Origin of the sequence: Photobacterium galatheae (genome assembly GCF_000695255.1) — a bacterium.
In the GTDB taxonomy this organism is placed as follows: Bacteria; Pseudomonadota; Gammaproteobacteria; order Enterobacterales; family Vibrionaceae; genus Photobacterium; species Photobacterium galatheae.
In genome coordinates this window covers 1-25,796 of record NZ_JMIB01000015.1, presented here as the reverse complement: position 1 = coordinate 25,796, position 25,796 = coordinate 1, and the positions used below count along the sequence as shown (strand labels likewise).

The following is a 25,796-nucleotide window of genomic DNA, read 5'->3' as shown; positions in this document are numbered from 1 at the left end:
TAGATCCAATAAAAGATCTCTTTAAAAGATCTTATATATATTTAAGATCCAACAGCCTGATCATTTGATCGCCAAGGGTGATTCTTTCTTGCCATGAAACGAGGTAGAATATCCCCCCTTTGCTCCAAGCAAATTGACTGGCTAATTGATCACCTGAGGTAGTTTCATGTTTTACCAGGAAAATTTTGATGTCATCGTGGTAGGTGGCGGTCATGCCGGAACGGAAGCCGCACTGGCAGCAGCACGCATGGGTCAGAAAACCCTGCTGTTGACCCATAATATCGATACGTTGGGACAAATGTCTTGTAACCCAGCGATTGGCGGGATCGGAAAAGGTCACCTGGTAAAAGAAGTTGACGCCCTGGGTGGCATCATGGCCCGCGCCATTGATAAGGGTGGAATTCAGTTCCGAACCCTGAACTCATCGAAAGGTCCGGCAGTTCGGGCCACCCGTGCTCAGGCTGATCGCGCGTTGTACAAAGCAGCGGTGCGTGAAGCACTGGAAAATCAGCCAAATCTAATGTTGTTCCAGCAAGCGGTGAATGATCTGATTGTTGAAAACGATCGCGCCGTGGGTGTTGTAACCGAAATGGGTCTGAAATTCCGTGCCCGTGCTGTTGTTCTGACCGTTGGCACTTTCCTGGGCGGCAAAATCCATATCGGTCTGGAAAATTACAGCGGTGGTCGAGCTGGTGATCCACCGTCGATCGCATTGGCAGAACGACTGCGTGCACTCCCTTTCCGGGTCGATCGTCTGAAAACTGGGACACCACCGCGGATAGATGCCCGTACCGTAGACTTCAGCCAGCTACAGGCGCAGCACGGTGACAATCCGACCCCCGTTTTTTCCTTTATGGGGAAACAGACGGATCATCCTCGTCAGATCCCGTGTTTTATTACACATACCAATGAGCAAACCCATGAAGTGATCCGGAATAATCTGGATCGCAGTCCGATGTATTCTGGTGTGATCGAGGGGATCGGCCCACGTTACTGCCCGTCGATCGAAGACAAAGTCATGCGGTTTGCCGATAAGAACAGCCATCAGATCTTCATTGAGCCGGAAGGCCTGACGACCCATGAGCTGTACCCGAACGGCATTTCCACCAGCCTGCCGTTTGACGTGCAGATGCAGATTGTCCGTTCGATGAAAGGTTTTGAAAATGCCAGCATCATCCGTCCGGGTTATGCCATTGAATACGATTTCTTTGATCCTCGTGATCTGAAGCCGACGCTGGAAACGAAATTTATCGGTGGTCTGTTCTTTGCCGGTCAGATCAATGGCACAACCGGTTACGAAGAGGCGGCCGCGCAAGGTTTGCTGGCTGGGATGAATGCCGCCCTGCAGTCGCAGGACAAAGAAGGCTGGAGCCCACGTCGTGATCAGGCCTATCTGGGCGTGCTGATTGACGACTTGTCGACCATGGGGACGAAAGAACCGTACCGGATGTTTACTTCCCGTGCCGAGTACCGTCTGCTGCTGCGCGAAGATAACGCCGATATCCGTCTGACCGAAATGGGGCGTCAGTTGGGTCTGGTGGATGATGCGCGCTGGGCACGCTTCAATGAAAAAATGGAGCATATGACGCAGGAACGTCAGCGTTTGAAAGAGATCTGGATCCATCCTGCATCTGAGCAGGCAGAAGTGATCAATGCGTTTTTGAAAACGCCGCTGGTTCGTGAAGCCAATGGTGAAGATCTGCTGCGCCGCCCGGAAGTGACTTATGATCAACTGACCGCCCAGGCACCGTTTGGTCCGGCACATGCGGATATTCAGGCCAGTGAGCAGGTCGAAATTCAGGTTAAATACCAGGGCTATATCGACCGCCAGAAAGAAGAAGTCGAAAAATCTCTGCGCCACGAACAGAGCAAGCTGCCGGCCGATCTGGATTACAGCCTGGTGAAAGGATTGTCTAACGAGGTTGTTGTGAAGCTGAATGAAGCGAAGCCAGCGACCATCGGCATGGCATCTCGAATTTCCGGGGTGACACCGGCTGCGATTTCGCTGCTGCTGGTTTACCTGAAAAAACACGGCATGCTGAAAAAAGGTGACGCGGAGGTGGCAGCGTGAGAGAACGTCTGACACAACTGATTGCAAAAACTGAACTCAAGGTCACAGAACCACAACTTGAGCAGTTGATGGGTTATGTTAGCCTGCTGCACAAGTGGAACAAAGCGTATAATCTGACGTCAGTCAGAGATCCGAATGAGATGCTGGTCAAACACATCATGGACAGTATCGTGGTCAGCCCTTACCTGGCACAGGGGGAGCGGTTTATCGATGTCGGTACTGGCCCTGGCCTGCCCGGTATTCCACTGGCCATCATGCACCCGGATAAGCAGTTTACCCTGCTTGACAGCCTGGGGAAGCGGATCCGCTTTATTCGTCAGGTTGTGCATGAACTGGGGCTTGGCAATGTGACACCAATCCAGAGCCGGGTTGAAGAATTTACCCCGGAACAGGGCTTTGATGCTGTCCTGAGCCGGGCTTTTGCGTCCATGTCTGACATGGTCAACTGGTGCCGTCATCTGCCTTCTGACGAAGGTCGCTTCATGGCGCTGAAAGGCCAGGTTACGGAAGAGGAGCTGGCAGAACTGCCATCATGGTGTTCTGTGAGTGAGGTCAAATCTTTGCATGTCCCCGACTTGGAGGGGGCGCGTCATTTAGTACTCTTGACGGCAAAGGAATGAATGAACGAGGGTGATTCGTGGGAAAAGTCATAGCTGTTGCCAACCAAAAGGGCGGCGTGGGTAAAACCACGACTTGTGTCAACCTGGCGGCGTCCCTGGCCGCAACCCAGCGCAAGGTGCTGGTGATTGATTTGGACCCGCAAGGCAATGCCACCATGGCGAGCGGTGTCGACAAGTATCAAGTTGATGCGACCGCTTATGAGCTTCTGGTCGAAGAAACCCCGTTCTCTGATGTGGTGATCACTGAAAATGCCGGGGGATATCACCTGGTGGCAGCCAACGGTGACGTGACCGCTGCCGAAATCAAACTCATGGAAGTGTTTGCCCGTGAAGTCCGGCTGCGCACGGCTCTGGCGTCTGTACGTGATCAGTACGATTTTATCTTCATTGATTGTCCGCCGTCGCTGAACCTGCTGACGATCAATGCGATGACGGCTGCAGATTCAGTGTTGGTGCCCATGCAGTGTGAATATTTTGCACTGGAGGGTCTGACGGCCCTGATGGACACCATCAGTAAGCTGGCGGCCGTGGTCAATGCCGATCTTAAGATAGAAGGCTTGCTTCGCACCATGTATGATCCGCGCAACCGGCTGGCGAACGAAGTGTCCCAGCAGTTGAAGAAGCATTTTGGTGATAAGGTGTACCGCACCGTGATCCCACGGAATGTACGTTTGGCCGAAGCCCCGAGTCATGGTTGCCCGGCCATGTACTACGATAAAACCTCCAGTGGTGCCAAGGCCTACCTGGCTTTGGCTGGAGAGATGATTCGTCGTGAGGAAATCGAGCGGGAACCGGCTCAGGTAGAGGCGTAAGCAAGTATGTCCATGAATAAACGAGGCCTGGGAAAGGGTCTTGACGCACTGCTGGCCACCAGTTCGGTGGCTCGTGAACGACAACAGGCCACAGAGGCCGTCAGCAAGGAAGAAACGGTACCGGCCGAAGGCGCACTGCGCGAATTGCCGGTCAGTCAGCTGCAACCGGGTCAGTACCAGCCGCGTCAGGATATGTCTGCCGAAGCGCTGGCGGAACTGACTGACTCCATCCGTGCACAGGGGGTGATCCAACCGATCGTGGTTCGCCAGCTTGCCCCCCAACAGTATGAAATCATTGCCGGCGAACGCCGCTGGCGGGCATCGCGTCAGGCGGGACTGACTCAGGTTCCGTGTCTGGTCAAAAATGTGGACGACCGGGCAACCGTCGCCATTGCCCTGATTGAAAACATCCAGCGTGAAGATCTCAACGCGATTGAGGAAGCTCAGGCGCTGGAACGATTGCAGAATGAATTCTCCCTTACCCATCAGCAAATTGCCGAAGCACTCGGCAAGTCCCGTGCTGCGGTCTCCAACCTGCTGCGTCTGAATCAGCTGGAGCCTCAGGTGAAGCGGTTGCTGGCCCAGCGTCAGCTGGAAATGGGTCATGCCCGTGCATTGCTGTCTTTGGTTGCTGAACAGCAACTGGAAGCGGCTCACACCGTTGTAGCGAAGTCTCTGACTGTCCGGGATACCGAGCGTTTGGTAAAGAAACTGCTTACCCCGGCCCCAGAGGTCGCTCCTGCCCCTGTTGATCCCCAAGTCGAAGCCATCGAAAACCGTCTGAGTGAACAATTCGGCACTCAAGTTGCGATTAATCAAAGCAAAAGCGGGAAAGGTAAAATTATAATAAATTTTGATGAACCTCAGAAGTTAGAGCAACTACTGGCAATGTTGAGTTCGGAAGTGTGACGAGATTCGTACTATTTTTGCCGTAAAAGTAACCACCGCGTGATCGGGATAATGTGTTATAAAATCTAACTGTTTTTTTGCTGTGATTAGATTGCATTCAATTTAATGAACCGTATAATTTTCGCAGTTTTCCCAGCACGACGTATGTGTAGTGGAACGGACTCGAGGAATGAATACATGGTTTCGGCGCTAGTCAGACCGGGACGCCAATTGGCGAAGCGGTTGTTGTTGTTACAATCTGGCGTCGTTTTGACAACGGCAATCATGGCAGTGTTTGCTGTCAATGTTGACTGGGGAATCTCTGCACTGATCGGTGGCGGCATCTTTGTGATAGCTAACGCCGTTTTTTCTGTGTGCGCTTTTCTCTTTGGCGGTGCCAGTAAGGCCCGTCTGGTGATGGCGACGTTCTACAGCGGAGAAGTGCTGAAAATCCTCACTACAGTCATCTTGTTTTCCCTTGTCTACCTGTATGTCGAGGTGGAACTTGTTCCCCTCAAACTGACCTATTTGCTGGCTCTGGGTATTAATATCTGTGCGCCGGTTTTATTCATTAACAACAACAAATAGGATGAGTTATGGCTGCGCCAGGTGAAGCGCTTACACCATCCAGTTACATCACTCACCACCTGACTAACTTATCAACCGATAAGCTGGGCCTGGTGTCTGAGGGTAGTTTCTGGGCGGTACACATCGACAGCCTCTTCTTCTCTGTGTTGACGGGTGCAATCTTTTTAGGATTGTTCCGTCTGGCAGCGAGAAAGGCGACCTCAGGGGTGCCGGGTAAGCTGCAGTGTTTTGTGGAAATCATGGTGGAATTCGTTGACAACAGTGTCAAAGAAACCTTTCATGGCCGCAACGCGCTGATAGCTCCGCTAGCTCTGACGATCTTCTGTTGGATTTTCCTGATGAACGTCATGGACTTGGTTCCAATCGACTTTCTTCCTTATCCGGCAGAGCATTGGTTGGGTATTCCTTATCTGAAGGTAGTACCGTCGGCCGATGTTAACATCACCATGGCAATGGCGCTGGGTGTCTTTGCATTGATGATTTATTACAGCATCAAGATCAAAGGCCTGGGCGGTTTTGCCAAAGAACTGGCATTACACCCGTTCAATCACCCGGTTATGATTCCGTTCAACCTACTACTGGAAGTAGTCTCGCTGCTGGCGAAGCCTATTTCTCTGGGTATGCGTCTGTTCGGTAACATGTTCGCCGGTGAGGTGGTGTTTATTCTTATCGCGGCGCTGATGCCGTGGTGGGCACAATGGCTGGGCTCAGTTCCGTGGGCAATATTCCACATCCTGGTCATTACAATTCAATCTTTCGTGTTTATGATGCTGACTATCGTGTACCTGTCACAGGCTCACGAAGACAATCATTAATACGTAAATAAATTTTTAAGTTTTTCTTTACAGGCATTTAGGCCGACAACAATAAACTGGAGATAGTGATGGAAACTTTACTAAGCTTTTCTGCAATTGCCGTGGGCATCATTGTAGGTCTTGCTGCCCTGGGTACTGCGATCGGTTTCGCCCTGCTGGGTGGTAAGTTCCTGGAAGGCGCTGCTCGTCAACCAGAAATGGCTCCAATGCTGCAAGTTAAGATGTTCATCATCGCAGGTCTGCTGGATGCGGTTCCAATGATCGGTATCGTAATCGCTCTGCTATTCACATTCGCAAACCCATTCGTTGGACAGCTGGCTGGTTAATCCACGAACGAAACGGACCCATAGCAACCCTTTTTAGGAGATGCCGTTGTGAATATGAATGCAACCTTGCTGGGTCAGGCTATCGCGTTTTTCCTGTTTGTGGTCTTTTGCATGAAATATGTATGGCCACCGATTATGGGAGCGATTGAGGAACGTCAGAAGAAAATTGCTGACGGTTTGGCAGCTGCGGATCGCGCTGCCAAAGATCTCAACCTGGCGCAGGCAAATGCTTCTGAGCAACTGAAAGAAGCAAAACGCACTGCAACTGAACTGATTGAGCAAGCGAACAAGCGCAAAGCTCAAATCATCGAAGAGGCCAAAGCGGAAGCGACGGCTGAGCGTGAAAAAATTCTGACTCAAGGTCGTGCTGAAATTGATGCAGAACGAAATCGCGCGCGCGATGAACTACGCAAACAAGTTGCAACTCTGGCTGTGATTGGTGCTGAGAAAATCATTGAGCGTTCTATTGATAAAGACGCTCATGCTGATCTTCTTAACAAAGTCACTGCAGAACTGTAATAGAAGGGGCAAGCAACATGTCGGAAATGACTACAATCGCACGCCCCTACGCTAAAGCAGCCTTTGATTATGCGGTTGAGAAAGGTGAGCTGACCCAATGGTCTGAAATGCTCATTTTTGCTGCGGAAGTCGCGAAAAACGAAACGATTCAGGATGTCCTGGATGGTGGTTTTGCGGCGGATAAGCTGGTGGAAATTTTCATTTCCGTCTGCGGCGAGCAACTCAACGAAGCCGGCCAGAACCTGATTAAGGTGATGGCTGAAAACGGACGCATGAAAGCACTCCCTGATGTCTGTGCTCAGTTCCTGTTTCTGAAAGATGAACTGGAAAAAACCATCGACGCTACTGTGACCTCTGCGGTTGCATTGGACGAAGGTCAACTGAGTGCGATCAGCAAAAAGCTTGAAAAGCGTCTGGCGCGTAAGGTTAAGCTGAACTGCAGTGTAGACGAGACCCTGATTGCCGGGGTTGTAATTAGAGCCGGAGACTTAGTCATCGATCAATCAGTACGCGGCAAGCTAGCCCGTCTGAACGATACGTTGCAGTCTTGATTTGGGGAATTGGAGCATGCAACTTAATTCCACGGAAATTAGCGAACTGATCAAGCAGCGAATTGAAAAATTCAACGTTGCGAGTGAAGCGCGTAACGAAGGTACGATCGTTTCTGTAAGCGATGGTATTATTCGTATCCACGGCCTTGCAGACGTCATGCAAGGTGAAATGATTGAACTACCAGGTGGCCGTTATGCACTGGCACTGAACCTTGAGCGTGACTCGGTTGGTGCGGTTGTCATGGGTCCTTATGCTGACCTGCAGGAAGGCATGAAAGTGACCGCGACCGGTCGTATCCTGGAAGTGCCAGTCGGCCCTGCCCTGCTGGGTCGTGTTGTGAACACCCTGGGTGAGCCAATTGATGGTAAAGGTCCAATCGAGAGCGATTTCACCTCACCTGTCGAAGTGATCGCACCGGGTGTTATCGACCGTAAATCTGTTGACCAGCCTGTCCAGACTGGCTACAAAGCGGTTGACTCAATGATTCCAATCGGCCGTGGCCAGCGTGAGCTGATCATCGGTGACCGTCAGATCGGTAAAACCGCACTGGCGATCGATGCCATCATCAACCAGAAGAACTCTGGTATCTACTCTATCTATGTCGCGATTGGCCAGAAAGCTTCAACCATTGCAAACGTGGTTCGTAAGCTGGAAGAGCACGGCGCACTGAAAAACACCATCGTTGTTGTTGCCTCTGCTTCTGAAGCAGCTGCACTGCAATACCTGGCACCATATGCTGGTTGTGCCATGGGTGAATACTTCCGTGACCGCGGTGAAGATGCACTGATCGTATACGATGACCTGTCTAAGCAGGCTGTTGCTTACCGTCAGATCTCTCTGCTGCTGCGTCGTCCACCAGGCCGTGAAGCATTCCCTGGTGACGTTTTCTACCTCCACTCCCGTCTGCTGGAGCGTGCTGCTCGCGTGAGCGAAGAGTACGTAGAAAAGTTCACCAACGGTGAAGTGAAAGGTAAAACCGGTTCTCTGACTGCACTGCCAATCATCGAAACTCAGGCGGGCGACGTTTCTGCGTTCGTACCGACCAACGTGATTTCGATCACCGATGGACAGATCTTCCTGCAAACTGAACTGTTCAACGCCGGTATCCGTCCTGCGGTTGACCCAGGTATCTCTGTATCCCGTGTTGGTGGTGCTGCGCAGACCAAGATCATCAAGAAGCTGTCTGGTGGTATCCGTACCGCACTGGCTCAGTACCGTGAACTGGCGGCATTCGCACAGTTCTCTTCTGATCTGGATGACGCGACCAAGCGTCAGCTGGACCACGGACAGAAAGTAACCGAGCTGATGAAGCAGAAGCAGTACGCACCAATGTCTGTCTTTGAGCAGGCTGTGGTGATTTTTGCTGCGGAGAAAGGTTACCTGAAAGATGTTGAGCTGACGAAGCTGGCAGATTTCGAAGCTGCGTTACTGTCTTACGCCAAGAGTCAATTTGCTGAGCTGGTAGCTCAGATTGATGAAACGGGTGCGTGGAACAACGAAATTGAAGCCCAGTTCGTGAAACTGGTCGAAGATTTCAAAGCGACCCAGACTTGGTAATTGGTTGGTGATCGCAAGCGATCACCAGCTCAAGGAGAGTAACGATGGCCGGCGCAAAAGAGATACGTAACAAGATCGGTAGTGTGAAAAACACTCAAAAGATCACCAAAGCGATGGAGATGGTTGCTGCGTCTAAAATGCGTAAATCGCAAGACGCGATGGAATCATCACGCCCATACGCACAAACAATGCGCAAAGTGATCGGTCATATCGCCCTTGGTAGCCTCGAGTATAAGCATCCTTATCTTGAGGAGCGTGAGGCCAAGCGCGTAGGTTACATCATTGTTTCGACTGACCGTGGTCTGTGTGGTGGCTTGAACGTGAACATGTTCAAACAAGCCATGACCGGCATGAAGTCCTGGTCAGATAAAGGCGCTGAGGTTGAGCTTGCCCTGATTGGTGCGAAAGCTACAGCTTTCTTTAACAGCTATGGTGGCCGTGTTGCGGCTCAGGTAACAGGTTTGGGTGATAAGCCTTCTGTTGATGAGTTGATCGGTACCGTAGGTGTCATGCTGAAGAAATATGATGAAGGCCAACTGGATCGTCTGTACCTGGTGTACAACAAGTTCGTGAACACCATGGTGCAATCGCCAGTGATCGATCAATTGCTGCCTTTGCCTAAGTCAGAAGACGAAGAAATGAAACGCAACCACGCTTGGGACTACATTTATGAGCCTGAGCCGAAACCTCTGCTGGATACCCTGCTGGTTCGCTATGTCGAATCTCAGGTCTATCAGGGTGTGGTCGAAAACCTTGCCTGTGAGCAAGCGGCCCGAATGGTTGCGATGAAAGCAGCAACTGATAATGCAGGTAACTTGATTGACGAACTGCAACTTGTGTACAACAAAGCCCGTCAGGCTGCGATCACACAAGAGCTGTCGGAAATCGTTTCTGGTGCCTCCGCTGTTTAAGGCAAAGAATTAATAAGTTTAGAGGATTAACGATGGCTACAGGTAAGATCGTACAGATCATCGGTGCGGTAGTCGACGTAGAGTTTCCACAGGATTCTGTACCACAGGTATATGATGCCCTGCACGTTGATGCCAAAGAAAAAGGTACCTTGGTACTGGAAGTTCAGCAGCAGCTGGGCGGTGGCGTAGTTCGTGGCATCGCCATGGGTAGTTCTGATGGCCTGCGTCGTGGTCTGACTGTTGAAAACACAGGTCGACCAATTGAAGTACCAGTCGGTACAGCGACTCTGGGACGTATCATGAACGTTCTGGGTCAGCCAATTGACGAGTGTGGTGAGATCGGTGAACAAGAGCGTTACTCAATTCACCGTGCAGCACCAAGCTACGAAGAGCAGTCGAACGCAGTTGAACTGCTGGAAACCGGCGTAAAAGTGATTGACTTGGTTTGCCCATTCGCGAAGGGTGGTAAAATCGGTCTGTTCGGTGGTGCAGGTGTTGGTAAGACCGTCAACATGATGGAATTGATCAACAACATCGCCCTGAAACACTCAGGTCTGTCTGTATTCGCTGGTGTTGGTGAGCGGACGCGTGAAGGTAACGACTTCTACTACGAGATGCAGGAAGCCGGGGTTGTTAACCTGGAAAAACCTGAAGAATCTAAAGTAGCAATGGTTTACGGTCAGATGAACGAGCCACCAGGTAACCGTCTGCGTGTTGCTCTGACTGGCCTGACCATGGCTGAGAGATTCCGTGATGAAGGCCGTGACGTACTGCTGTTCATCGATAACATCTATCGTTACACCCTGGCCGGTACAGAAGTATCTGCACTGCTGGGTCGTATGCCTTCTGCCGTAGGTTATCAGCCGACACTGGCAGAAGAGATGGGTGTGCTTCAGGAGCGTATCACCTCGACCAAGACTGGTTCTATCACATCTGTACAGGCCGTTTACGTTCCTGCGGATGACTTGACTGACCCGTCTCCAGCAACCACGTTCGCCCACTTGGATGCGACCGTTGTACTGTCTCGTCAGATCGCTTCTCTGGGTCTGTACCCAGCGATCGACCCACTGGATTCTACATCTCGTATGCTGGATCCACTGGTGGTTGGTCAGGAGCACTATGAAATTGCGCGTGGTGTTCAAAGCACCCTGCAGCGTTACAAAGAGCTGAAAGACATCATTGCCATCCTGGGTATGGACGAGCTGTCTGAAGAAGACAAGCAAGCTGTTGCCCGTGCACGTAAGATTGAGCGTTTCCTGACTCAGCCTTACCACGTTGCACAGGTCTTCACTGGCGACCCTGGTATCTATGTTCCACTGAAAGATACCCTGCGCAGCTTCAAAGGCTTGCTGGCCGGCGAATACGACGACATTCCAGAGCAGGCATTCATGTACTGCGGCGCGATCGAAGACGCACTGGAAAACGCGAAGAAGCTGTAAGCTGAACAGGAGGCGACATGGCAGCGATAACTTTCCATCTGGATGTAGTAAGTGCAGAGAAGAGTCTCTTTTCTGGTCGTGCTGAAAATATCCAGGTGACCGGTAGCGAAGGTGAACTGGGTATTCACGCAGGCCACACTCCGCTGCTGACCGCTATCACGCCCGGAATGGTTCGGATCGTTAAACAGAGCGGCGGTGAGGAAGTGATTTACCTCTCCGGTGGTATGCTGGAAGTTCAGCCTGGGACAGTCACTGTCCTGGCGGATACAGCAATCCGTGGTGTTGATCTGGACGCAGCGAAGGCTGAAGAAGCGAAACGTCAGGCTGAGGAGCGTATCCACAATCAGCACGGCGATATCGACTTCGCGCAAGCGGCCAGTGACCTGGCGAAAGCAATCGCTCAGCTTCGAGTTATCGAGCTGACCAAGCGGAAGCGTTAATCAGGCACCTGAGCAAAAAAGCGACCCATCGGGTCGCTTTTTTTATATCTTTTGATTTGTTTCCGGTAGAAACTGCAGGAACACTTCACAAAGCAGGCGCCTGCCTGTATGCATTGTGTCAATAATATGCGGCAAAGGCTTATATCAGGCGCAATGTGCCGATACAATGCATGAAGATAATTTACACCATCATTAGAAGGGACACTGATTCATGAGCTTCAGCGCTGTGATCCTGGCCGCGGGTAAAGGCACCCGCATGTACTCTGCTCTGCCGAAAGTACTGCATACCCTGGCGGGCAAACCTATGGTTAAACACGTGATCGATACCTGTAATGACGCGGGGGCGGCCCGTCTGCATCTGGTCTATGGTCATGGCGGCGATTTAATGAAGAAACGCCTGGCGGAAGAGTCGGTGAACTGGGTACTGCAGGCCGATCAACTGGGAACGGGTCATGCGGTGAATCAGGCCGCAGAGCATTTTGCAGATGATGAGCAGGTGTTGGTGCTCTATGGTGATGTCCCGCTGATCAGCAGCGAAACGCTGGAAAACTTGCTGGACGCTCAGCCGGACGGTGGTATCGGCTTGTTAACCGTGGTGCTGGATGATCCGACTGGCTATGGCCGGATTGTGCGTGAGAATGATGCCGTGGTCGCGATAGTCGAACAGAAAGATGCGACCGAGGCACAAAAATCCATCTGTGAAATCAACACCGGCGTGCTGGTGGCGAATGGTGGTGATCTGAAACGCTGGCTGGGTCAGCTGAAGAATGACAACGCTCAGGCTGAGTACTACCTGACCGATATCATCGCAATGGCGCATGCAGAAGGCCGTCTGATTCAGGCGGTTCATCCGGCGATGGCTGTGGAAGTTGAAGGCGTGAACAATCGTGTTCAGCTGGCGCGTCTGGAGCGAGCTTATCAGGCGATGCAGGCTGAACGCCTGCTGGAACAGGGCGTGATGCTGCGTGATCCGGCCCGTTTTGATCTACGCGGAACGCTACAATGTGGTCAGGATGTGGAAATCGACGTCAATGTTGTGATCGAAGGTAACGTCACACTGGGTAGCAATGTCGTGATTGGGGCCGGTTCTGTCCTGATTGACTGTGAAATTGACGACAATACCCTGGTTCGCCCTTACAGTATTATTGAGGGGGCGACGGTCGGTGAAGACTGTACGGTGGGGCCGTTTACTCGTCTGCGTCCGGGCGCAGAACTGGTGGGTGATTCTCATGTCGGTAACTTTGTTGAGATGAAAAAAGCCCGTCTGGGGAAAGGGTCGAAAGCCAATCACCTGACCTATCTGGGGGATGCTGAGATCGGTGAACGCGTCAACATTGGTGCCGGAACCATTACCTGCAATTACGATGGTGCCAATAAGTTCCGAACTGAAATCGAAGACGATGTGTTTATTGGTTCCGATACACAGCTGATTGCGCCGGTGAAAATCGGCAAAGGTGCCACCATTGGTGCCGGGGCGACCATTAATCGCGATGTGGGTGAAGGAGAGCTTGTGATCACCCGTGCCCCAGCCCGCACCATTAAAGGCTGGAAGCGACCGGAAAAGAAAAAATAATCTGAATGTTGAACTCAACAAAGCAGCGTTTTGACGCTGCTTTTTTTGTGTCTGATGTCACGTCTTTTTGTCTTCTCGTTTTATCCCTCTTGGTAATTTCTTGATCTCTGTTGTTTTGATTTGCTATATTTTGTTTCAGTTCGAAACTTAAATCATAAGAAAAACTTCCATGTCGAAACGAAATACGCAGCAACGGCGTCATGCCATTGTCGCCCTAGTGAATGAGCAGGGTGAAGTCAGTGTCGATGCGCTGGCCCAGCAGTTTTCTACTTCTGAAGTCACCATCCGTAAAGATCTCGCGGCTTTAGAAACGACGGGTCTGCTGTTGCGCCGTTATGGCGGCGCGATTGCCATGCCCTCTGAAATCGTCGCTGCCGGACAAGAACCTGAAGTTTCGATTCGAAAGCAAGCCATTGCACAGGCCGCCGCTGCACGCATTCGCGACCATAACCGCATGATCATCGACAGTGGCAGCACGACGGCCGCGCTGATTGGTCTGCTGGGCGATAAGCAGGGACTGATCGTGATGACCAACTCGCTCAATGTTGCCAATGCCCTCAATGAACTGGAAAACGAACCCACGCTGCTGATGACCGGTGGCACCTGGGACCCGCATTCGGAAGCCTTTCAGGGGCAAGTCGCAGAGTCTGTGCTGCGTTCCTACGATTTTGACCAGTTGTTTATCGGCGCTGATGGAATCGACATCAGTCGCGGCACCACCACGTTCAATGAGCTGATTGGTTTGAGCCGGGTGATGGCTGAGGTCTCTCGGGAAGTGGTGGTCATGGTGGAGTCCAGCAAAGTCGGCCGTCGTATCCCGAATCTGGAACTGCCGTGGTGCAGTATCAATACCCTGATCACGGATGATGGACTGGATCCGGCCGCCAAGGCAGAAATTGAACAACAGGGGGTGCAGGTGATCTGTGCCGCCATTCATCAATAAAACAAGATATTTTTGCAGGAGAATTCTATGTGTGGAATCGTTGGGGCGGTTGCTCAGCGTGATGTGGCGGGCATTCTGATTGAAGGTCTGCGCCGTCTGGAATACCGGGGCTACGACTCAGCGGGTGTCGCGGTCGTTGATGGCAGCAACACTTTGAATCGTGTTCGCCGCCTGGGCAAAGTTCAGGCGCTGGCCGATGCGGTTGCCACGAGTCCGATTGCCGGTGGCACCGGCATTGCCCATACCCGCTGGGCGACTCATGGCGAGCCATCGGAAACCAATGCTCATCCGCACATGTCCGGTGATGAAATTGCCATTGTGCACAACGGCATTATTGAAAACCATGAATCTCTGCGCGCTGTGCTCACGGAGCGGGGCTACACTTTTGTCTCTCAGACAGATACCGAAGTGATCGCTCACTTGGTGGATTGGGAACTGCGCACAGCTGCTACTCTGCTGGAAGCCGTGCAGAAGACCGTGACGCAGCTGGAAGGTGCTTACGGCACTGTGGTGATGGACCGTCGCGATCCGAGCCGAATTGTGGTGGCCCGTTCAGGCAGCCCACTGGTAATCGGCTACGGTATGGACGAGCATTTTGTGGCATCTGATCAACTGGCGCTGCTGCCGGTGACCCGCCGTTTTGCCTTCCTTGAAGAAGGTGATGTGGCTGAGGTGACCCGTTTTGAAGTGAACATTTACGATAAGTTCGGCCAGCCGGTTGCACGTGAAATCAAAGAGTCTGAAGTTTCTCACGATGCCGGCGACAAGGGCCAGTACCGCCATTACATGCTGAAGGAAATCTACGAACAGCCGGTTGCTTTGCAACGGACGATGGAAGGCCGTCTGGCGAATGGCAAAGTTCTGGCTTCTGCGTTTGGTGAGAACGCGGCTGAACTGTTGCAGAAAGTGAAGCATGTGCAGATCATCGCCTGCGGCACCAGCTATCATGCGGGTCTGGTTGCCCGTTACTGGCTGGAACAGTGGGCCGGTGTGTCCTGTAACGTGGAGATTGCCTCTGAGTTCCGTTACCGTAAATCACATGTATTTGAGAACAGCCTGCTGGTCACCCTGTCTCAGTCCGGTGAAACTGCCGATACCCTGGCAGCACTGCGTCTGGCAAAAGAAATGGGCTATATGGCGAGCCTGACAATTTGTAACGTGCCGGGCTCCTCTCTGGTGCGGGAGTCCGATCTGGCTTACATGATGAAAGCCGGGGCAGAAATCGGCGTGGCTTCAACCAAAGCCTTTACCGTACAACTGGCGGGTCTGCTGATGCTGGTGGCGGCCATTGGTCGCGGTAATCAGACCATGAATGAAGCGCAGGAAACTCAGCTGGTGTCAGCCCTGCAAAGCCTGCCGTCTAAAATTGAGCAGACGCTGGCGATGGCGGGCGACATTGAAGCGCTGGCTGAAGACTTCGCGGATAAGCATCATGCCCTGTTCCTGGGTCGGGGTGAGCAGTCGCCGATTGCGATGGAAGGTGCGCTGAAGCTGAAAGAAATCTCTTACATTCATGCGGAAGCCTATGCTGCCGGTGAGCTGAAACACGGCCCGCTGGCCCTGATCGATGCCGACATGCCGGTGATTGTGGTGGCACCGAACAATGAATTGCTGGAGAAGCTGAAGTCGAACGTAGAAGAAGTCCGTGCCCGCGGCGGCCTGATGTATGTCTTTGCGGATGTGAATGCCCACTTCGCCAGTGACGATACGATGACTGTGCTGAACGTCCCGCACTGTGATGAATTTATCGCCCCGATCCTTTACACCCTGCCGCTGCAGTTGCTGTCTTACTATGTGGCGCTGATCAAGGGAACGGATGTCGATCAGCCTCGAAATCTGGCCAAGTCAGTGACGGTTGAGTAAGTCGAGCGGGTTTTCATTCCGGTGAGATTGCCATTCAGGATGCACTGTTGATTCAGAATTCAGTCCTGCTCATGGCGTGCGGTTTTTATTTCAAGCCTCCTGTCGGGGAATACCCTGCAGGAGGTTTTTTTATTGTGTGGTTCCTCTTGTTCAGGAATAGTGAACTTGTATCATATGCCACCATGAAGTTGTGGAAGAAAGAGCGAATGACGTGAAAGGAGTCTCGTTGATGCGCAGGATATCTTGGCCAATCTGTGGGTTACTCACCCTGAATGGGATCACGATTTTAGGAAATGCCATCACCGAGGTGGCCATCCCCTGGCTTATTTTGGACATCTCCAATAGCCCGGCACTGGTTGCTGCCGTGATGTCAGCAAAAATCATCCCTATCATTTTATCGACCTTTTTCAGTGCGCAATTTGTTGACCGATGCGGGACGTTCCGAGTGTCAGTGCTGTCTGATCTGGTGAATTTTGCCAGTGTCTTGTTGATCCCTGTTTTTTATCATGCGGATCTGCTGACCTTCAGTCTTTTAGCGGCCTTGTTGATGCTCAGCACGGTCTTGGATACCCCAAGCCGCTTGGCCAAAGATGTGATTTTAAGACATGAAATTGAAGCGAACCAATCGGATAACCATTTGATCAATGGGGTGAATACCACTCTTGAAAATATCTGTGATCTCTTAGGCCCGGTGGTTGCAGCCTTGATTGTGGCGGCCTTTGGCACGATCAGTGCGCTGTACTTTGATGCGGCGACATTCCTGGTGGTTGCTTTCGGCATGATTTTTCTGAAGAAATATTTCAGACCTGAGGTTGAACCGACTGAACCGAGTGATGCCCGTCCGCTGGCTTACTTCTCCGACGGGGTGAAATATCTGAAACAGCAGCGCCCCCTGTTGTCTGTGCTTTTCGTCAGTGCCATGGTGAATCTTGTCATAACGCCGTTTCTTGTTGTGTATCTGCCTTATCTCAACAAGTTTGTCTTTGACTCCGTGATGAGCCTGGGGCTGTCGATGACCTGTTTCGGAGCCGGCACGAGTCTTTCATCTCTGCTCTTTGGCTTTTATGGCAAGCGTTTCTCAAGTCGGCAGATCATTGTCTCTGGCTATCTCTTGCTGGTGGTTGTGCTCTTCTCTATGTCTTTTTTCACGAGTCAGGTGTTGTTTTTCATTCAGCTTTTTGTGATTGGGCTGTGTCTCGGATTTGCAGGTCCTATCGAAGTTACCCTGATTCAAAAAGCAGTGCCTGAAGCCTTATTCGGACGAGTTATGACGCTGTTCTCTTCAGCCCGTTTTCTATCGGTTCCCGTCGGCTATCTTGCTTTTGGCTGGATGTTAGAATCCACATTCGCGCTGTGGACACCGGCTGTGATGGCCTGTGCCGTCTTGATGGGGATATTTGTTTACTGGCGAATGAACACGCCCCCATCCGCATACCTGGCCTCGTCTTTGTGACAACAGAATCAGACAGCCCTGTCTTAGCGTTGAGATAAAGGCGTCAATTGTGGTGCCGCCGTTCGTTTTCTGCCCAGCGCAGATCCCCAGCGTCTATGATTGAGTACAGAAGTGACGTTTTTATTTGCGAAATCAGATGCTTTGCCTGAATCCTTCCGGTTTTGCATTGCACTTTGCAATCTGAGGATGCTGCTTCTTATAACGTGCTGATAATAAATAAAAAAATAATAGCTCCTGAGTTGGCTGATTTTATGCTGGCCTTTGGTCAGAACATATTGCAGTGGTGGAGGTATTGATGACAGATCCTAAAGCGATGATCGCCTCGCGAATCAAGGAGGCGCGAGAGTGGAAAGGCCTGACTCAGGTACATATGGCCCAGCAGTTGGGCGTGGCGCGGCAAACTTATCTGGACCTGGAAACCGGAAAGACGGAACCCAAGGTGCGTTTGCTGTCAGCGATTTCGGAAATCACCGAACGACCGCTGACCTGGTTTGTTTACGGTGACGAAGGGCTGGAGATTCTGGAAAGCGAATATAAAGAAGAAATCGATCGTCTATTGCAGTATTTCAGTCGACTGCCCCATTCGGCGCGCAATGTGATTCTGCAGCAGAGTATTAATCTGGCCAGTTTCATGGCGGAATATACCCGGGCGCTGACACAAAAAGATAAATCCTGAAATCGCCCTGTCATTATCAGGGAGTGACGGATTGGAATGAGAAACAGCCCCGACGTGCGGGGCTGATTTTGTTGCTTATTGTGCCAGGAAAAAGCGGTAGGCCGGGTTGTCGGTCTCGTCTTTCCACTGGTAACCCAGTTCGCGCAGGTGGCTGGTGAACGACAACAGGTCATGATCTGCCAGTTCAAAACCGCACAGCACCCGGCCGTAGTCAGCGCCGTGGTTTCGGTAATTGAACAGGCTGATATTCCAGTGTGTACCCAGTGTGGTCAGGAACCTGAGCAGCGCGCCCGGATATTCCGGAAACTCAAAGCTGTACAGTCGTTCCTGTAATGGTTTGGATGGACGGCCACCAATCATGTAGCGGACGTGGACTTTAGCCATCTCATCGTCGGATAAATCCACCACAGGGTATCCGCCTTTACGCAGATCGGTAATGATGCTGTCCAGTTCTTCCTGCCCCTGAATCAGGCGAATACCGACAAACACATTCGCCAGGGTGTCATCGTTGTAACGGTAGTTGAACTCAGTCACAGCCCGGCCACCCAGCAGGCGGCAGAAATCGAGAAAAGCACCTGGCCGTTCCGGTACCGTAACAGCCAGCAGTCCTTCACGTTTCTCTCCCAGCTCGCAGCGTTCCGATACATAGCGCAGACCGTGGAAATTCAGGTTGGCCCCGGACAGAATCGAGGCTAGTTGCTTGCCTTTCACCTGATGCTGCTCGCTGTATTTCTTCAGACCCGCCAGCGACAGCGCGCCGGAGGGTTCGGCGATGGCTCGTGTATCTTCAAAGATATCTTTCACCGCCGCACAGATCTCGTCACTGCTGACGGTGATCACATCATCCAGATATTGCTGACACAGACGGAAGGTTTCGTCGCCGATGCGCTTGACCGCAACCCCATCGGCAAATTGCCCGACCTGGTCCAGGGTGACCGGTTCACCGGCATCCAGTGCGGCTCGCAGGCAGGCGGAATCTTCGGCTTCCACGCCAATCACTTTGATTTCCGGCATCAGTTGTTTCAGCAGCACCGACACGCCCGCTGCCAGACCACCACCTCCGACCGGCACAAAAACATAATCGAGGTGGCCGTTCTGCTGGACCAGTTCTATGCCAATCGTGCCCTGCCCGGCGATCACTGCCGGGTGATCAAATGGTGGAATGAAGGTATAGCCGTGCTGCTCAGCCAGGGCGATGGCGTGGCTTTTGGCTTCATCGAAGTTACTGCCGTGAAGCACCACTTCACCGCCAAAGCTTTTGACCGCATCGACCTTGATGTCCGGTGTGGTTCGCGGCATCACGATAATGGCCTGAACGTCCAGTTGCCGGCCGGACAGGGCCAGACCCTGCGCATGGTTGCCCGCCGATGCGGCAATCACGCCTGCCTGACGTTGTGCCGGGGTCAGCTGGGACATCATATTGTAGGCACCGCGCAGTTTGAATGAGTGCACGGGCTGGCGGTCTTCACGCTTGATCTGAATCCGGTTACCTAATCGGCTGGATAACCGTTCCATGTCCTGTAACGGGGTGACTTGCGCCACCTCGTAGACCGGCGCACGCAGCGTCTCCCTTAAGTAGTCAGCCCCGCTGAGAAACTCAGCGGCACTGGCCTGTGTCAGCTCACGCATCAGATTTACCCTTCCAGCTTGGATTTGTCGCGAACCGCACCTTTGTCGGCACTGGTCGCCAGGTTGGCATAGGCACGCAGCGCAAAAGACACGGTGCGCTGGCGATCCACGGGTTTCCAGCCGCGGGCATCGGCGGCTGCACGGCGTTTGGCCAGCGTCGCGTCATCCACTTTGAGTTCGATGCTGCGGTTCGGAATGTCGATCGCGACCCGGTCGCCGTCTTCGATCAGACCGATGGTGCCGCCGTTCGCCGCTTCCGGAGAGACGTGACCGATAGACAGACCACTGGTGCCGCCGGAGAAGCGACCATCGGTGATCAGGGCGCAGTCTTTGCCCAGCCCCATCGACTTGAGATAGGTGGTCGGATACAGCATTTCCTGCATTCCCGGACCACCTTTCGGGCCTTCATAGCGGATGATGACGACATCACCGGCTTTGACTTTGCCGCCCAGAATGCCTTCTACCGCGGTTTCCTGACTTTCAAACACAATAGCCGGGCCTTCAAAGGTCAGGCAGCTTTCATCTACACCGGCTGTTTTGACGATACATCCGTCCTGCGCCATGTTGCCTGACAGCACTGCCAGACCCCCGTCCTGACTGAAGGCGTGTTCTTTGTTGCGGATACAGCCGTTTTCCCGGTCATCATCCAGGCTGTCCCAGCGGCAGTCCTGAGAAAACGCCTGTGTCGTGCGGATCCCGGCAGGGCCTGCTCGGAAGAAGGATTGCACAGCTTCGGAGTTGGTTTGTTTGATATCGTACTGGGTCAGCGCTTCGGCCAGTGTCATGCCCAGTACGTTCGGAACATCATTGTGCAGCAGTCCGGCCCGATCCAGTTCACCCAGAATGCCGTAAACCCCGCCTGCACGATGGACATCTTCCATGTGATATTTCTGGGTTGAGGGCGCAACTTTGCACAGATGCGGCACTTTGCGTGACATGCGGTCGATGTCGTCCATAGTGAAATCAACTTCACCTTCCTGTGCGGCGGCCAGCAGGTGCAACACCGTATTGGTCGAACCGCCCATGGCGATATCCAGCGCCATCGCATTTTCAAAAGCTTGCTTGTTGGCGATATTACGTGGCAGGACGCTGGCATCGTCCTGTTCGTAGTAACGCTTGGTCAATTCAACAATGCGCTGACCGGCGGTCAGGAAGAGTGCTTTACGATCGGCATGAGTCGCCAGACAGGAACCGTTCCCCGGCTGACTCAGGCCCAGTGCTTCGGTCAGGCAGTTCATGGAGTTTGCCGTGAACATCCCCGAGCAGGATCCGCAGGTCGGACAGGCGGATCGTTCGATCTGCTCGCTTTGTTCATCGGAGACTTTCGGATCGGCACCCTGGATCATGGCATCGACCAGATCCAGCTTGAGGATCTGATCTGACAGCTTCGTTTTGCCGGCTTCCATCGGGCCACCGGAAACGAAGATCACCGGAATGTTCAGGCGCATGGAAGCCATCAGCATCCCCGGGGTGATTTTGTCACAGTTGGAAATACAGACCATGGCGTCAGCACAGTGGGCGTTGACCATGTATTCGACCGAATCGGCAATCAGTTCGCGTGACGGCAGGGAATACAGCATGCCGCCGTGGCCCATGGCGATACCGTCGTCGACGGCAATGGTGTTGAATTCTTTGGCAATCCCACCCGATTTTTCAATTTCAGCGGCAACCAGCTGACCCAGATCTTTCAGGTGAACGTGGCCCGGAACAAACTGGGTGAAGGAGTTAACAACGGCGATGATGGGTTTGCCAAAATCTTCATCTTTGACTCCGGTGGCACGCCACAGAGCGCGGGCACCGGCCATATTACGGCCGTGGGTGGTGGTGGCAGAACGGTACTTAGGCATAACGTGAAATCCTTTTTGAGCCGCCGGTATGCTGGATACCGGCGGGACATTGCTGTGCTTGCTTTTTATAGTGTGGCTTATTTTTCGGCTGGGTAGACGGGATCCAGCCAGCCCCATTTGTCTTCGGTCTGACCATTAAACAGGCCGAAGAAGGCTGACTGGACTTTCTCGGTGATCGGACCGCGTTTGCCCTCACCGACGGTGATTTGATCGACGCTGCGAACCGGAACAATTTCAGCTGCGGTGCCGGTCATGAAGATCTCGTCAGCCAGATACAGCGCCTCGCGGGCGATATTCTCTTCGCGGACTTCATAGCCCATTTCGGTTGCCAGCGTGACAATGGCATCCCGGGTGATGCCCGGCAGAATGGCGCTGGTGGCTGGCGGGGTGGAAATGATGCCGTTACGGATGACGAAGATGTTCTCGCCGGCACCTTCTGAGAGGTAACCGCGCACGTCGAGGGCAATACCTTCTGCGTAGCCGTGGCGACGGGCTTCACCGCCAACCAGCAGAGAGGATAAATAGTTGCCGCCGGCTTTGGCGCCGGTCGGAACGGTATTCGGTGCGGCGCGGTTCCAGCTTGAGACCATGGCATCAACGCCGCTGGCCAGTGCTTCTTCGCCCAGATAGGCACCCCAGGAGAATGCCGCAATAATCAGGTCCATTTCGGTGCCGTTTGGCGGGCAAACCCCCAGACCAACATTCGGGACATAGCCCAGCGGGCGGATGTAAGCAGAAGTCAGCTTGTTGGCACGCAGGGTCTCGCGGCAGGCTTCCATCAGTTCATCCACGGTGTAAGGGATCGGGAAGCGGTAGATCTTGGCGGAATCTTTCAGCCGGGCCATGTGCTCGCGATGACGGAAAACCACAGGGCCGTTCGGGGTGTCATAGCAGCGGATGCCTTCGAAAACTGAAGTGCCATAATGCAGAGCGTGGGTTAGCACATGAACTTTCGCGTCCTGCCAAGGAACCATGTCGCCGTTGAACCAGATGTAGTCTGCTGTATTTGCCATTATGTAATCCTTTCTTTATGCGCTGATTTGTTGTTTTTGTTGCTGCTCTAAAATGGTGACGCCAGAGACATCCCACAGTTTGTCCAATTGATTGTAGAGGGCAAGGATGGGACGTTCACTGTCGACCGTGACTTCAATGTCAACGGACTTATCATCTTCACTATGCGCCATAGAAAACTGTTTTACCATGAATCCGCGGTGGCGTGTGATCCGGAGAACACGTTCCAGAAGTTCGGGACGGCTGGCGGCATGGATCGTTAACGTATGCTGAGTCATTTGGGTTCCTCCATCATGTCGTGGTTGGCACCACCGGGGGGAACCAGTGGCCAGACGTTATCAGCTTCAGAAATGGCAACGTGCAGCAGATAGGCGGTGTCACTTGCCAGCAGGGTCTCAAGCGCCGGACCAACTTCTTCCTTGCGCGTAATGGTCTGGCCCGGGATGCCGAAGGCACTGGCCAGGGTAACGAAATCCGGGTTATCGGACAGGATGGTCTCGCTGTAGCGGCCGTCAAAGAACAGTTCCTGCCACTGGCGAACCATACCCAGACGCTGGTTATCCAGCAGGATGATTTTCACCGGCAGGCCCAGACGACGGATGGTGCCCAGTTCCTGCACATTCATCATGAATGAGCCGTCGCCGGAGACCAGCACCACCTGAGCGTCCGGACGGGACAGCTTGGCACCGATGGCCGCCGGCAGGCCGAAGCCCATCGTGCCGAGACCGGCCGAGGTCAGCAAGTTGTGCGGCTGACGGTGTTGCATGTGCTGCGCCACCCACATCTGGTGCTGGCCGACATCGGTACTGATGACGGTCTGATCGTCCATCTGTTCAGACAGTTGTTTCAGCAGCAGTGGGGCATAGATTCGCTCGCCCGGGTGGTCATAGCGCCAGCCATTTTCTGCCATCAGGGATTCGACGTGCTGTTGCCACGGGGCCAGCGATATCGGGCGGGCCAGCTGCGGCAGCACGGTATTGATATCGCATTGCAGCGCGGCATGGGCACGGCGCAATTTGCCCAGCTCAGCCGGATCGATATCTAAATGAATGACTTTGGCGTGCGGCGCAAAGGTGTCCAGTTTACCCGTCACCCGGTCATCAAAGCGGGCGCCGACCGCGATCAGCAGATCGGACTCCTGTACCGCCAGATTGGCCGCTTTGGTGCCATGCATCCCCAGCATGCCCAGATGATAGGGATAATCTTTGTCGACAGCGCCCAGTCCTTTCAGGGTTGAGACGGCCGGCATCTGGGTTGTGGCGAGAAACGCGCGGACCGCATCGACCGCACCGGCCAGTTGAACGCCGCCACCGACATAAAGGATTGGGCGCTGGCTTTCCGCCAGTAACTGCTGGGCCAGCGCAAAGTGTTCAGGATCGGTATCGGGTAAGACTGGCGCTTCGTGCAGTGGCACCAGTGGATGCGCAATGGCCGCCAGCTGGACGTCTTTGGCGATATCCACCAGCACCGGGCCGGGGCGACCGCTCAGGGCGATTTCAAAGGCTTCGTTCAGTACGGCAGGCAGCTCGTTTGGGTCGGTCACCAGATAGCTGTGTTTGGTACATGACAGCGACATGCCCAGCACATCGACTTCCTGGAATGCATCTGTGCCGATCATCGGGCTGGCAACCTGACCGGTGATCGCCACCAGCGGGATGGAATCGAGCATGGCATCGGCCAGTCCGGTGATCAGGTTGGTGGCCCCCGGCCCTGAAGTGGCCAGGCAGACGCCAACGCTGTTGCTGGCTCTGGCAAACCCGATGGCGGCCATCGCAGCTCCCTGTTCGTGGCGGCACAGTACATGCCGGAGTCCGCCATCGTACAAGGCATCATAGATGGGCATGATTGCGCCACCCGGATACCCGAATACGGTGCTCACCCCTTGTTGCTTCAAGGCTTCTACTACTAACTCTGCGCCTGTCATCATGGCTCCCTGTTTTCTGATGACCTTGGCCGGTTGCTGCGATTGATGGGTTTGATGCAGTCTTTTCCCGGCTCTGGTATGAAAAAAGCCCCCGGACCTTTCGGTGCGGGGGCTTTTTCTGCGTGTGTTTGCTTATGTGCTATTTTCCGCCTGCCAGCCCCCGTCGCGGTGAAATAATCACCACGATGACGTTGATAATGAGGACCAGTAGGTTGAGGTTAAATAGCATTGACTTGTCTGTCCGAAATTATTGTATATGTGTTGTGCGCCTTTAGTCTTATCACAGACTTTCGTCGCATGACAAGAAATTTGTTGTGGTTATTTTCAATACGCTTTGGATATCTTGCAGACATTGTGCTGCCTTGTCTCGGATATTTAGTGAGAAGGTGGTTAATTTCGATATTCAAGGGGATGAAAATGACGCTGGCAATCGTACACAGCAGGGCTTGTGTCGGAGTTGATGCTCCGGCGGTGACGGTGGAAGTTCACCTCAGCAACGGCCTGCCTGCAGTGAATCTGGTCGGACTCCCGGAGACCACGGTCAAGGAAGCAAGGGACAGGGTCAGAAGTGCCATCGTGAATGCTAATTTCGAGTTTCCGGCCCGACGGATCACCGTGAATCTGGCACCGGCCGATTTGCCGAAGGAAGGCGGTCGGTTTGACTTACCGATTGCTTTGGGGATTCTCGCAGCTTCCGGGCAAATCCCGGACAGTAAGCTGCATGATCATGAGTTTTTAGGTGAATTAGCGCTTTCTGGTGAATTGCGGACGGTGAAGGGGGCTCTGCCCGCCGCACTGGCCGCGAAACAGGTGGATCGCTGTCTGGTGTTGCCCGACGCCAACGGTGATCAGGCGGCCTTGGTCGGGCGTGAGAAACACAAATCGGCCGCCAGTTTGCTGGCGGTGTGTGCTTACCTCTGTGGACAGGAAGCCTTGTCGCTGCACTGCCGGGAGCCGGGACAGCGCGAGCAGGTCAACCACGGACGGGACATGCAGGACATCATCGGGCAGCAACAGGGAAAAAGAGCGCTGGAGATAGCCGCCGCTGGCGGCCATAACCTGCTGTTCGTCGGGCCGCCCGGCACCGGTAAAACCATGCTGGCCTCGCGGCTGTGTGATTTGTTGCCCGAGATGGCCGTCGAGGAAGCGCTGGAAACAGCGGCCATCACCTCCCTGACGGCTCAGTCGCTTCATGCCGGCAACTGGCGTAATCGCCCGTTTCGTGCTCCGCATCATTCCAGTTCGATGGCGGCGCTGGTCGGCGGCGGTTCCATCCCCCGCCCCGGTGAAATCTCACTGGCCCACAACGGGATTCTGTTTTTAGACGAAATGCCGGAAT

General features: G+C 53.4%; 24 protein-coding genes. 19 read left to right on the top strand and 5 right to left on the bottom strand.

What is annotated here, in order from left to right; genetic code table 11:
• The first annotated feature begins 166 nt into the window (after positions 1–166).
• From mnmG to EA58_RS07940, 18 genes are all read left to right on the top strand, one after another.
• Positions 167–2,071 (top strand): tRNA uridine-5-carboxymethylaminomethyl(34) synthesis enzyme MnmG, encoded by a 1,905-nt coding sequence (gene mnmG / locus EA58_RS08025; protein ID WP_036751206.1) that lies wholly within the window; start codon positions 167–169, stop codon positions 2,069–2,071.
• The gene (gene rsmG / locus EA58_RS08020) at positions 2,068–2,691 is read left to right on the top strand and encodes a 16S rRNA (guanine(527)-N(7))-methyltransferase RsmG (protein ID WP_036751204.1); all 624 of its coding nucleotides are present in this window, start codon (positions 2,068–2,070) and stop codon (positions 2,689–2,691) included. Before mnmG ends, rsmG begins: the two co-directional genes overlap by 4 nt.
• A gap of 17 nt (positions 2,692–2,708) precedes the next feature.
• On the top strand, positions 2,709–3,503 hold the full coding sequence (locus EA58_RS08015; protein ID WP_036751202.1) for a ParA family protein: 795 nt from the start codon (positions 2,709–2,711) through the stop codon (positions 3,501–3,503).
• A gap of 12 nt (positions 3,504–3,515) precedes the next feature.
• Positions 3,516–4,412: a ParB/RepB/Spo0J family partition protein gene (locus EA58_RS08010; RefSeq protein WP_036751200.1), complete on the top strand. Its 897-nt coding sequence runs from the start codon at positions 3,516–3,518 to the stop codon at positions 4,410–4,412.
• A 177-nt stretch (positions 4,413–4,589) separates the two neighbouring features.
• On the top strand, positions 4,590–4,979 hold the full coding sequence (locus EA58_RS08005) for a F0F1 ATP synthase subunit I (RefSeq protein WP_036751198.1): 390 nt from the start codon (positions 4,590–4,592) through the stop codon (positions 4,977–4,979).
• 8 nt (positions 4,980–4,987) lie between these two features.
• Complete coding sequence (atpB, locus tag EA58_RS08000) at positions 4,988–5,794, top strand: F0F1 ATP synthase subunit A (RefSeq protein WP_036751196.1); 807 nt, start codon at positions 4,988–4,990, stop codon at positions 5,792–5,794.
• 68 nt (positions 5,795–5,862) lie between these two features.
• Positions 5,863–6,120, top strand: a complete 258-nt coding sequence (gene atpE / locus EA58_RS07995) for a F0F1 ATP synthase subunit C (RefSeq protein WP_005302247.1) — start codon at positions 5,863–5,865, stop codon at positions 6,118–6,120.
• Positions 6,121–6,168: 48 nt separating this feature from the next.
• The gene (atpF, locus tag EA58_RS07990; protein ID WP_036751192.1) at positions 6,169–6,639 is read left to right on the top strand and encodes a F0F1 ATP synthase subunit B; all 471 of its coding nucleotides are present in this window, start codon (positions 6,169–6,171) and stop codon (positions 6,637–6,639) included.
• A gap of 17 nt (positions 6,640–6,656) precedes the next feature.
• A complete protein-coding gene (gene atpH / locus EA58_RS07985) occupies positions 6,657–7,190 on the top strand; it encodes a F0F1 ATP synthase subunit delta (RefSeq protein ID WP_036751190.1) in 534 nt (177 codons plus the stop codon).
• A gap of 16 nt (positions 7,191–7,206) precedes the next feature.
• Positions 7,207–8,748: a F0F1 ATP synthase subunit alpha gene (gene atpA / locus EA58_RS07980; RefSeq protein ID WP_036751189.1), complete on the top strand. Its 1,542-nt coding sequence runs from the start codon at positions 7,207–7,209 to the stop codon at positions 8,746–8,748.
• A gap of 44 nt (positions 8,749–8,792) precedes the next feature.
• A complete protein-coding gene (atpG, locus tag EA58_RS07975; RefSeq protein WP_036751187.1) occupies positions 8,793–9,659 on the top strand; it encodes a F0F1 ATP synthase subunit gamma in 867 nt (288 codons plus the stop codon).
• A gap of 32 nt (positions 9,660–9,691) precedes the next feature.
• On the top strand, positions 9,692–11,098 hold the full coding sequence (gene atpD, locus EA58_RS07970; protein ID WP_036751185.1) for a F0F1 ATP synthase subunit beta: 1,407 nt from the start codon (positions 9,692–9,694) through the stop codon (positions 11,096–11,098).
• 17 nt (positions 11,099–11,115) lie between these two features.
• Complete coding sequence (locus EA58_RS07965) at positions 11,116–11,538, top strand: F0F1 ATP synthase subunit epsilon (protein WP_036751183.1); 423 nt, start codon at positions 11,116–11,118, stop codon at positions 11,536–11,538.
• A gap of 211 nt (positions 11,539–11,749) precedes the next feature.
• Complete coding sequence (glmU, locus tag EA58_RS07960; protein ID WP_036751181.1) at positions 11,750–13,111, top strand: bifunctional UDP-N-acetylglucosamine diphosphorylase/glucosamine-1-phosphate N-acetyltransferase GlmU; 1,362 nt, start codon at positions 11,750–11,752, stop codon at positions 13,109–13,111.
• Between the two features lie 169 nt (positions 13,112–13,280).
• Entirely contained in the window at positions 13,281–14,054 is a 774-nt protein-coding gene (locus EA58_RS07955) for a DeoR/GlpR family DNA-binding transcription regulator (RefSeq protein WP_036751179.1), read from the top strand.
• Between the two features lie 27 nt (positions 14,055–14,081).
• A complete protein-coding gene (gene glmS, locus EA58_RS07950) occupies positions 14,082–15,917 on the top strand; it encodes a glutamine--fructose-6-phosphate transaminase (isomerizing) (RefSeq protein ID WP_036751178.1) in 1,836 nt (611 codons plus the stop codon).
• A 229-nt stretch (positions 15,918–16,146) separates the two neighbouring features.
• Positions 16,147–17,370, top strand: coding sequence for an MFS transporter (locus EA58_RS07945; RefSeq protein WP_200872170.1), 1,224 nt, complete (start codon positions 16,147–16,149; stop codon positions 17,368–17,370).
• A 295-nt stretch (positions 17,371–17,665) separates the two neighbouring features.
• Positions 17,666–18,046: a helix-turn-helix transcriptional regulator gene (locus EA58_RS07940; RefSeq protein WP_036751176.1), complete on the top strand. Its 381-nt coding sequence runs from the start codon at positions 17,666–17,668 to the stop codon at positions 18,044–18,046.
• A 75-nt stretch (positions 18,047–18,121) separates the two neighbouring features.
• Here EA58_RS07940 and ilvA read toward each other — a convergent pair whose 3' ends face one another.
• From ilvA to ilvG, 5 genes are all read right to left on the bottom strand, one after another.
• Positions 18,122–19,675 (bottom strand): threonine ammonia-lyase, biosynthetic, encoded by a 1,554-nt coding sequence (gene ilvA / locus EA58_RS07935; RefSeq protein WP_036751174.1) that lies wholly within the window; start codon positions 19,673–19,675, stop codon positions 18,122–18,124.
• Positions 19,676–19,680: 5 nt separating this feature from the next.
• Positions 19,681–21,522 carry a dihydroxy-acid dehydratase gene (gene ilvD / locus EA58_RS07930; RefSeq protein ID WP_036751172.1) on the bottom strand — a complete coding sequence of 614 codons (1,842 nt, stop codon included), beginning with the start codon at positions 21,520–21,522 and terminating at the stop codon, positions 19,681–19,683.
• Positions 21,523–21,599: 77 nt separating this feature from the next.
• Positions 21,600–22,538: a branched-chain amino acid transaminase gene (locus EA58_RS07925; RefSeq protein WP_200872171.1), complete on the bottom strand. Its 939-nt coding sequence runs from the start codon at positions 22,536–22,538 to the stop codon at positions 21,600–21,602.
• A 12-nt stretch (positions 22,539–22,550) separates the two neighbouring features.
• Positions 22,551–22,811, bottom strand: coding sequence for an acetolactate synthase 2 small subunit (ilvM, locus tag EA58_RS07920; protein ID WP_036751168.1), 261 nt, complete (start codon positions 22,809–22,811; stop codon positions 22,551–22,553).
• Positions 22,808–24,457, bottom strand: a complete 1,650-nt coding sequence (ilvG, locus tag EA58_RS07915; RefSeq protein WP_036751166.1) for an acetolactate synthase 2 catalytic subunit — start codon at positions 24,455–24,457, stop codon at positions 22,808–22,810. The genes ilvM and ilvG overlap by 4 nt, the downstream gene beginning before the upstream one ends.
• A 417-nt stretch (positions 24,458–24,874) precedes the next feature.
• Here ilvG and EA58_RS07910 point away from each other — a divergent pair.
• Positions 24,875–25,796 (top strand): YifB family Mg chelatase-like AAA ATPase (locus tag EA58_RS07910; protein WP_036751257.1); only part of this gene is annotated, 922 nt, incomplete at its 3' end.

What these genes read in the sequence shown, in the direction of transcription:
- mnmG (WP_036751206.1), top strand. Translation starts at nt 167, where the DNA reads ATGTTTTACCAGGAAAATTTTGATGTCATCGTGGTAGGTGGCGGTCAT.
- EA58_RS08010 (WP_036751200.1), top strand. Translation starts at nt 3,516, where the DNA reads ATGAATAAACGAGGCCTGGGAAAGGGTCTTGACGCACTGCTGGCCACC.
- EA58_RS08005 (WP_036751198.1), top strand. Translation starts at nt 4,590, where the DNA reads ATGGTTTCGGCGCTAGTCAGACCGGGACGCCAATTGGCGAAGCGGTTG.
- atpB (WP_036751196.1), top strand. Translation starts at nt 4,988, where the DNA reads ATGGCTGCGCCAGGTGAAGCGCTTACACCATCCAGTTACATCACTCAC.
- atpE (WP_005302247.1), top strand. Translation starts at nt 5,863, where the DNA reads ATGGAAACTTTACTAAGCTTTTCTGCAATTGCCGTGGGCATCATTGTA.
- atpH (WP_036751190.1), top strand. Translation starts at nt 6,657, where the DNA reads ATGTCGGAAATGACTACAATCGCACGCCCCTACGCTAAAGCAGCCTTT.
- atpA (WP_036751189.1), top strand. Translation starts at nt 7,207, where the DNA reads ATGCAACTTAATTCCACGGAAATTAGCGAACTGATCAAGCAGCGAATT.
- atpG (WP_036751187.1), top strand. Translation starts at nt 8,793, where the DNA reads ATGGCCGGCGCAAAAGAGATACGTAACAAGATCGGTAGTGTGAAAAAC.
- atpD (WP_036751185.1), top strand. Translation starts at nt 9,692, where the DNA reads ATGGCTACAGGTAAGATCGTACAGATCATCGGTGCGGTAGTCGACGTA.
- EA58_RS07965 (WP_036751183.1), top strand. Translation starts at nt 11,116, where the DNA reads ATGGCAGCGATAACTTTCCATCTGGATGTAGTAAGTGCAGAGAAGAGT.
- glmU (WP_036751181.1), top strand. Translation starts at nt 11,750, where the DNA reads ATGAGCTTCAGCGCTGTGATCCTGGCCGCGGGTAAAGGCACCCGCATG.
- EA58_RS07955 (WP_036751179.1), top strand. Translation starts at nt 13,281, where the DNA reads ATGTCGAAACGAAATACGCAGCAACGGCGTCATGCCATTGTCGCCCTA.
- glmS (WP_036751178.1), top strand. Translation starts at nt 14,082, where the DNA reads ATGTGTGGAATCGTTGGGGCGGTTGCTCAGCGTGATGTGGCGGGCATT.
- EA58_RS07945 (WP_200872170.1), top strand. Translation starts at nt 16,147, where the DNA reads ATGCGCAGGATATCTTGGCCAATCTGTGGGTTACTCACCCTGAATGGG.
- EA58_RS07940 (WP_036751176.1), top strand. Translation starts at nt 17,666, where the DNA reads ATGACAGATCCTAAAGCGATGATCGCCTCGCGAATCAAGGAGGCGCGA.
- ilvA (WP_036751174.1), bottom strand. Translation starts at nt 19,675, where the DNA reads ATGCGTGAGCTGACACAGGCCAGTGCCGCTGAGTTTCTCAGCGGGGCT.
- ilvD (WP_036751172.1), bottom strand. Translation starts at nt 21,522, where the DNA reads ATGCCTAAGTACCGTTCTGCCACCACCACCCACGGCCGTAATATGGCC.
- ilvM (WP_036751168.1), bottom strand. Translation starts at nt 22,811, where the DNA reads ATGACTCAGCATACGTTAACGATCCATGCCGCCAGCCGTCCCGAACTT.
- ilvG (WP_036751166.1), bottom strand. Translation starts at nt 24,457, where the DNA reads ATGACAGGCGCAGAGTTAGTAGTAGAAGCCTTGAAGCAACAAGGGGTG.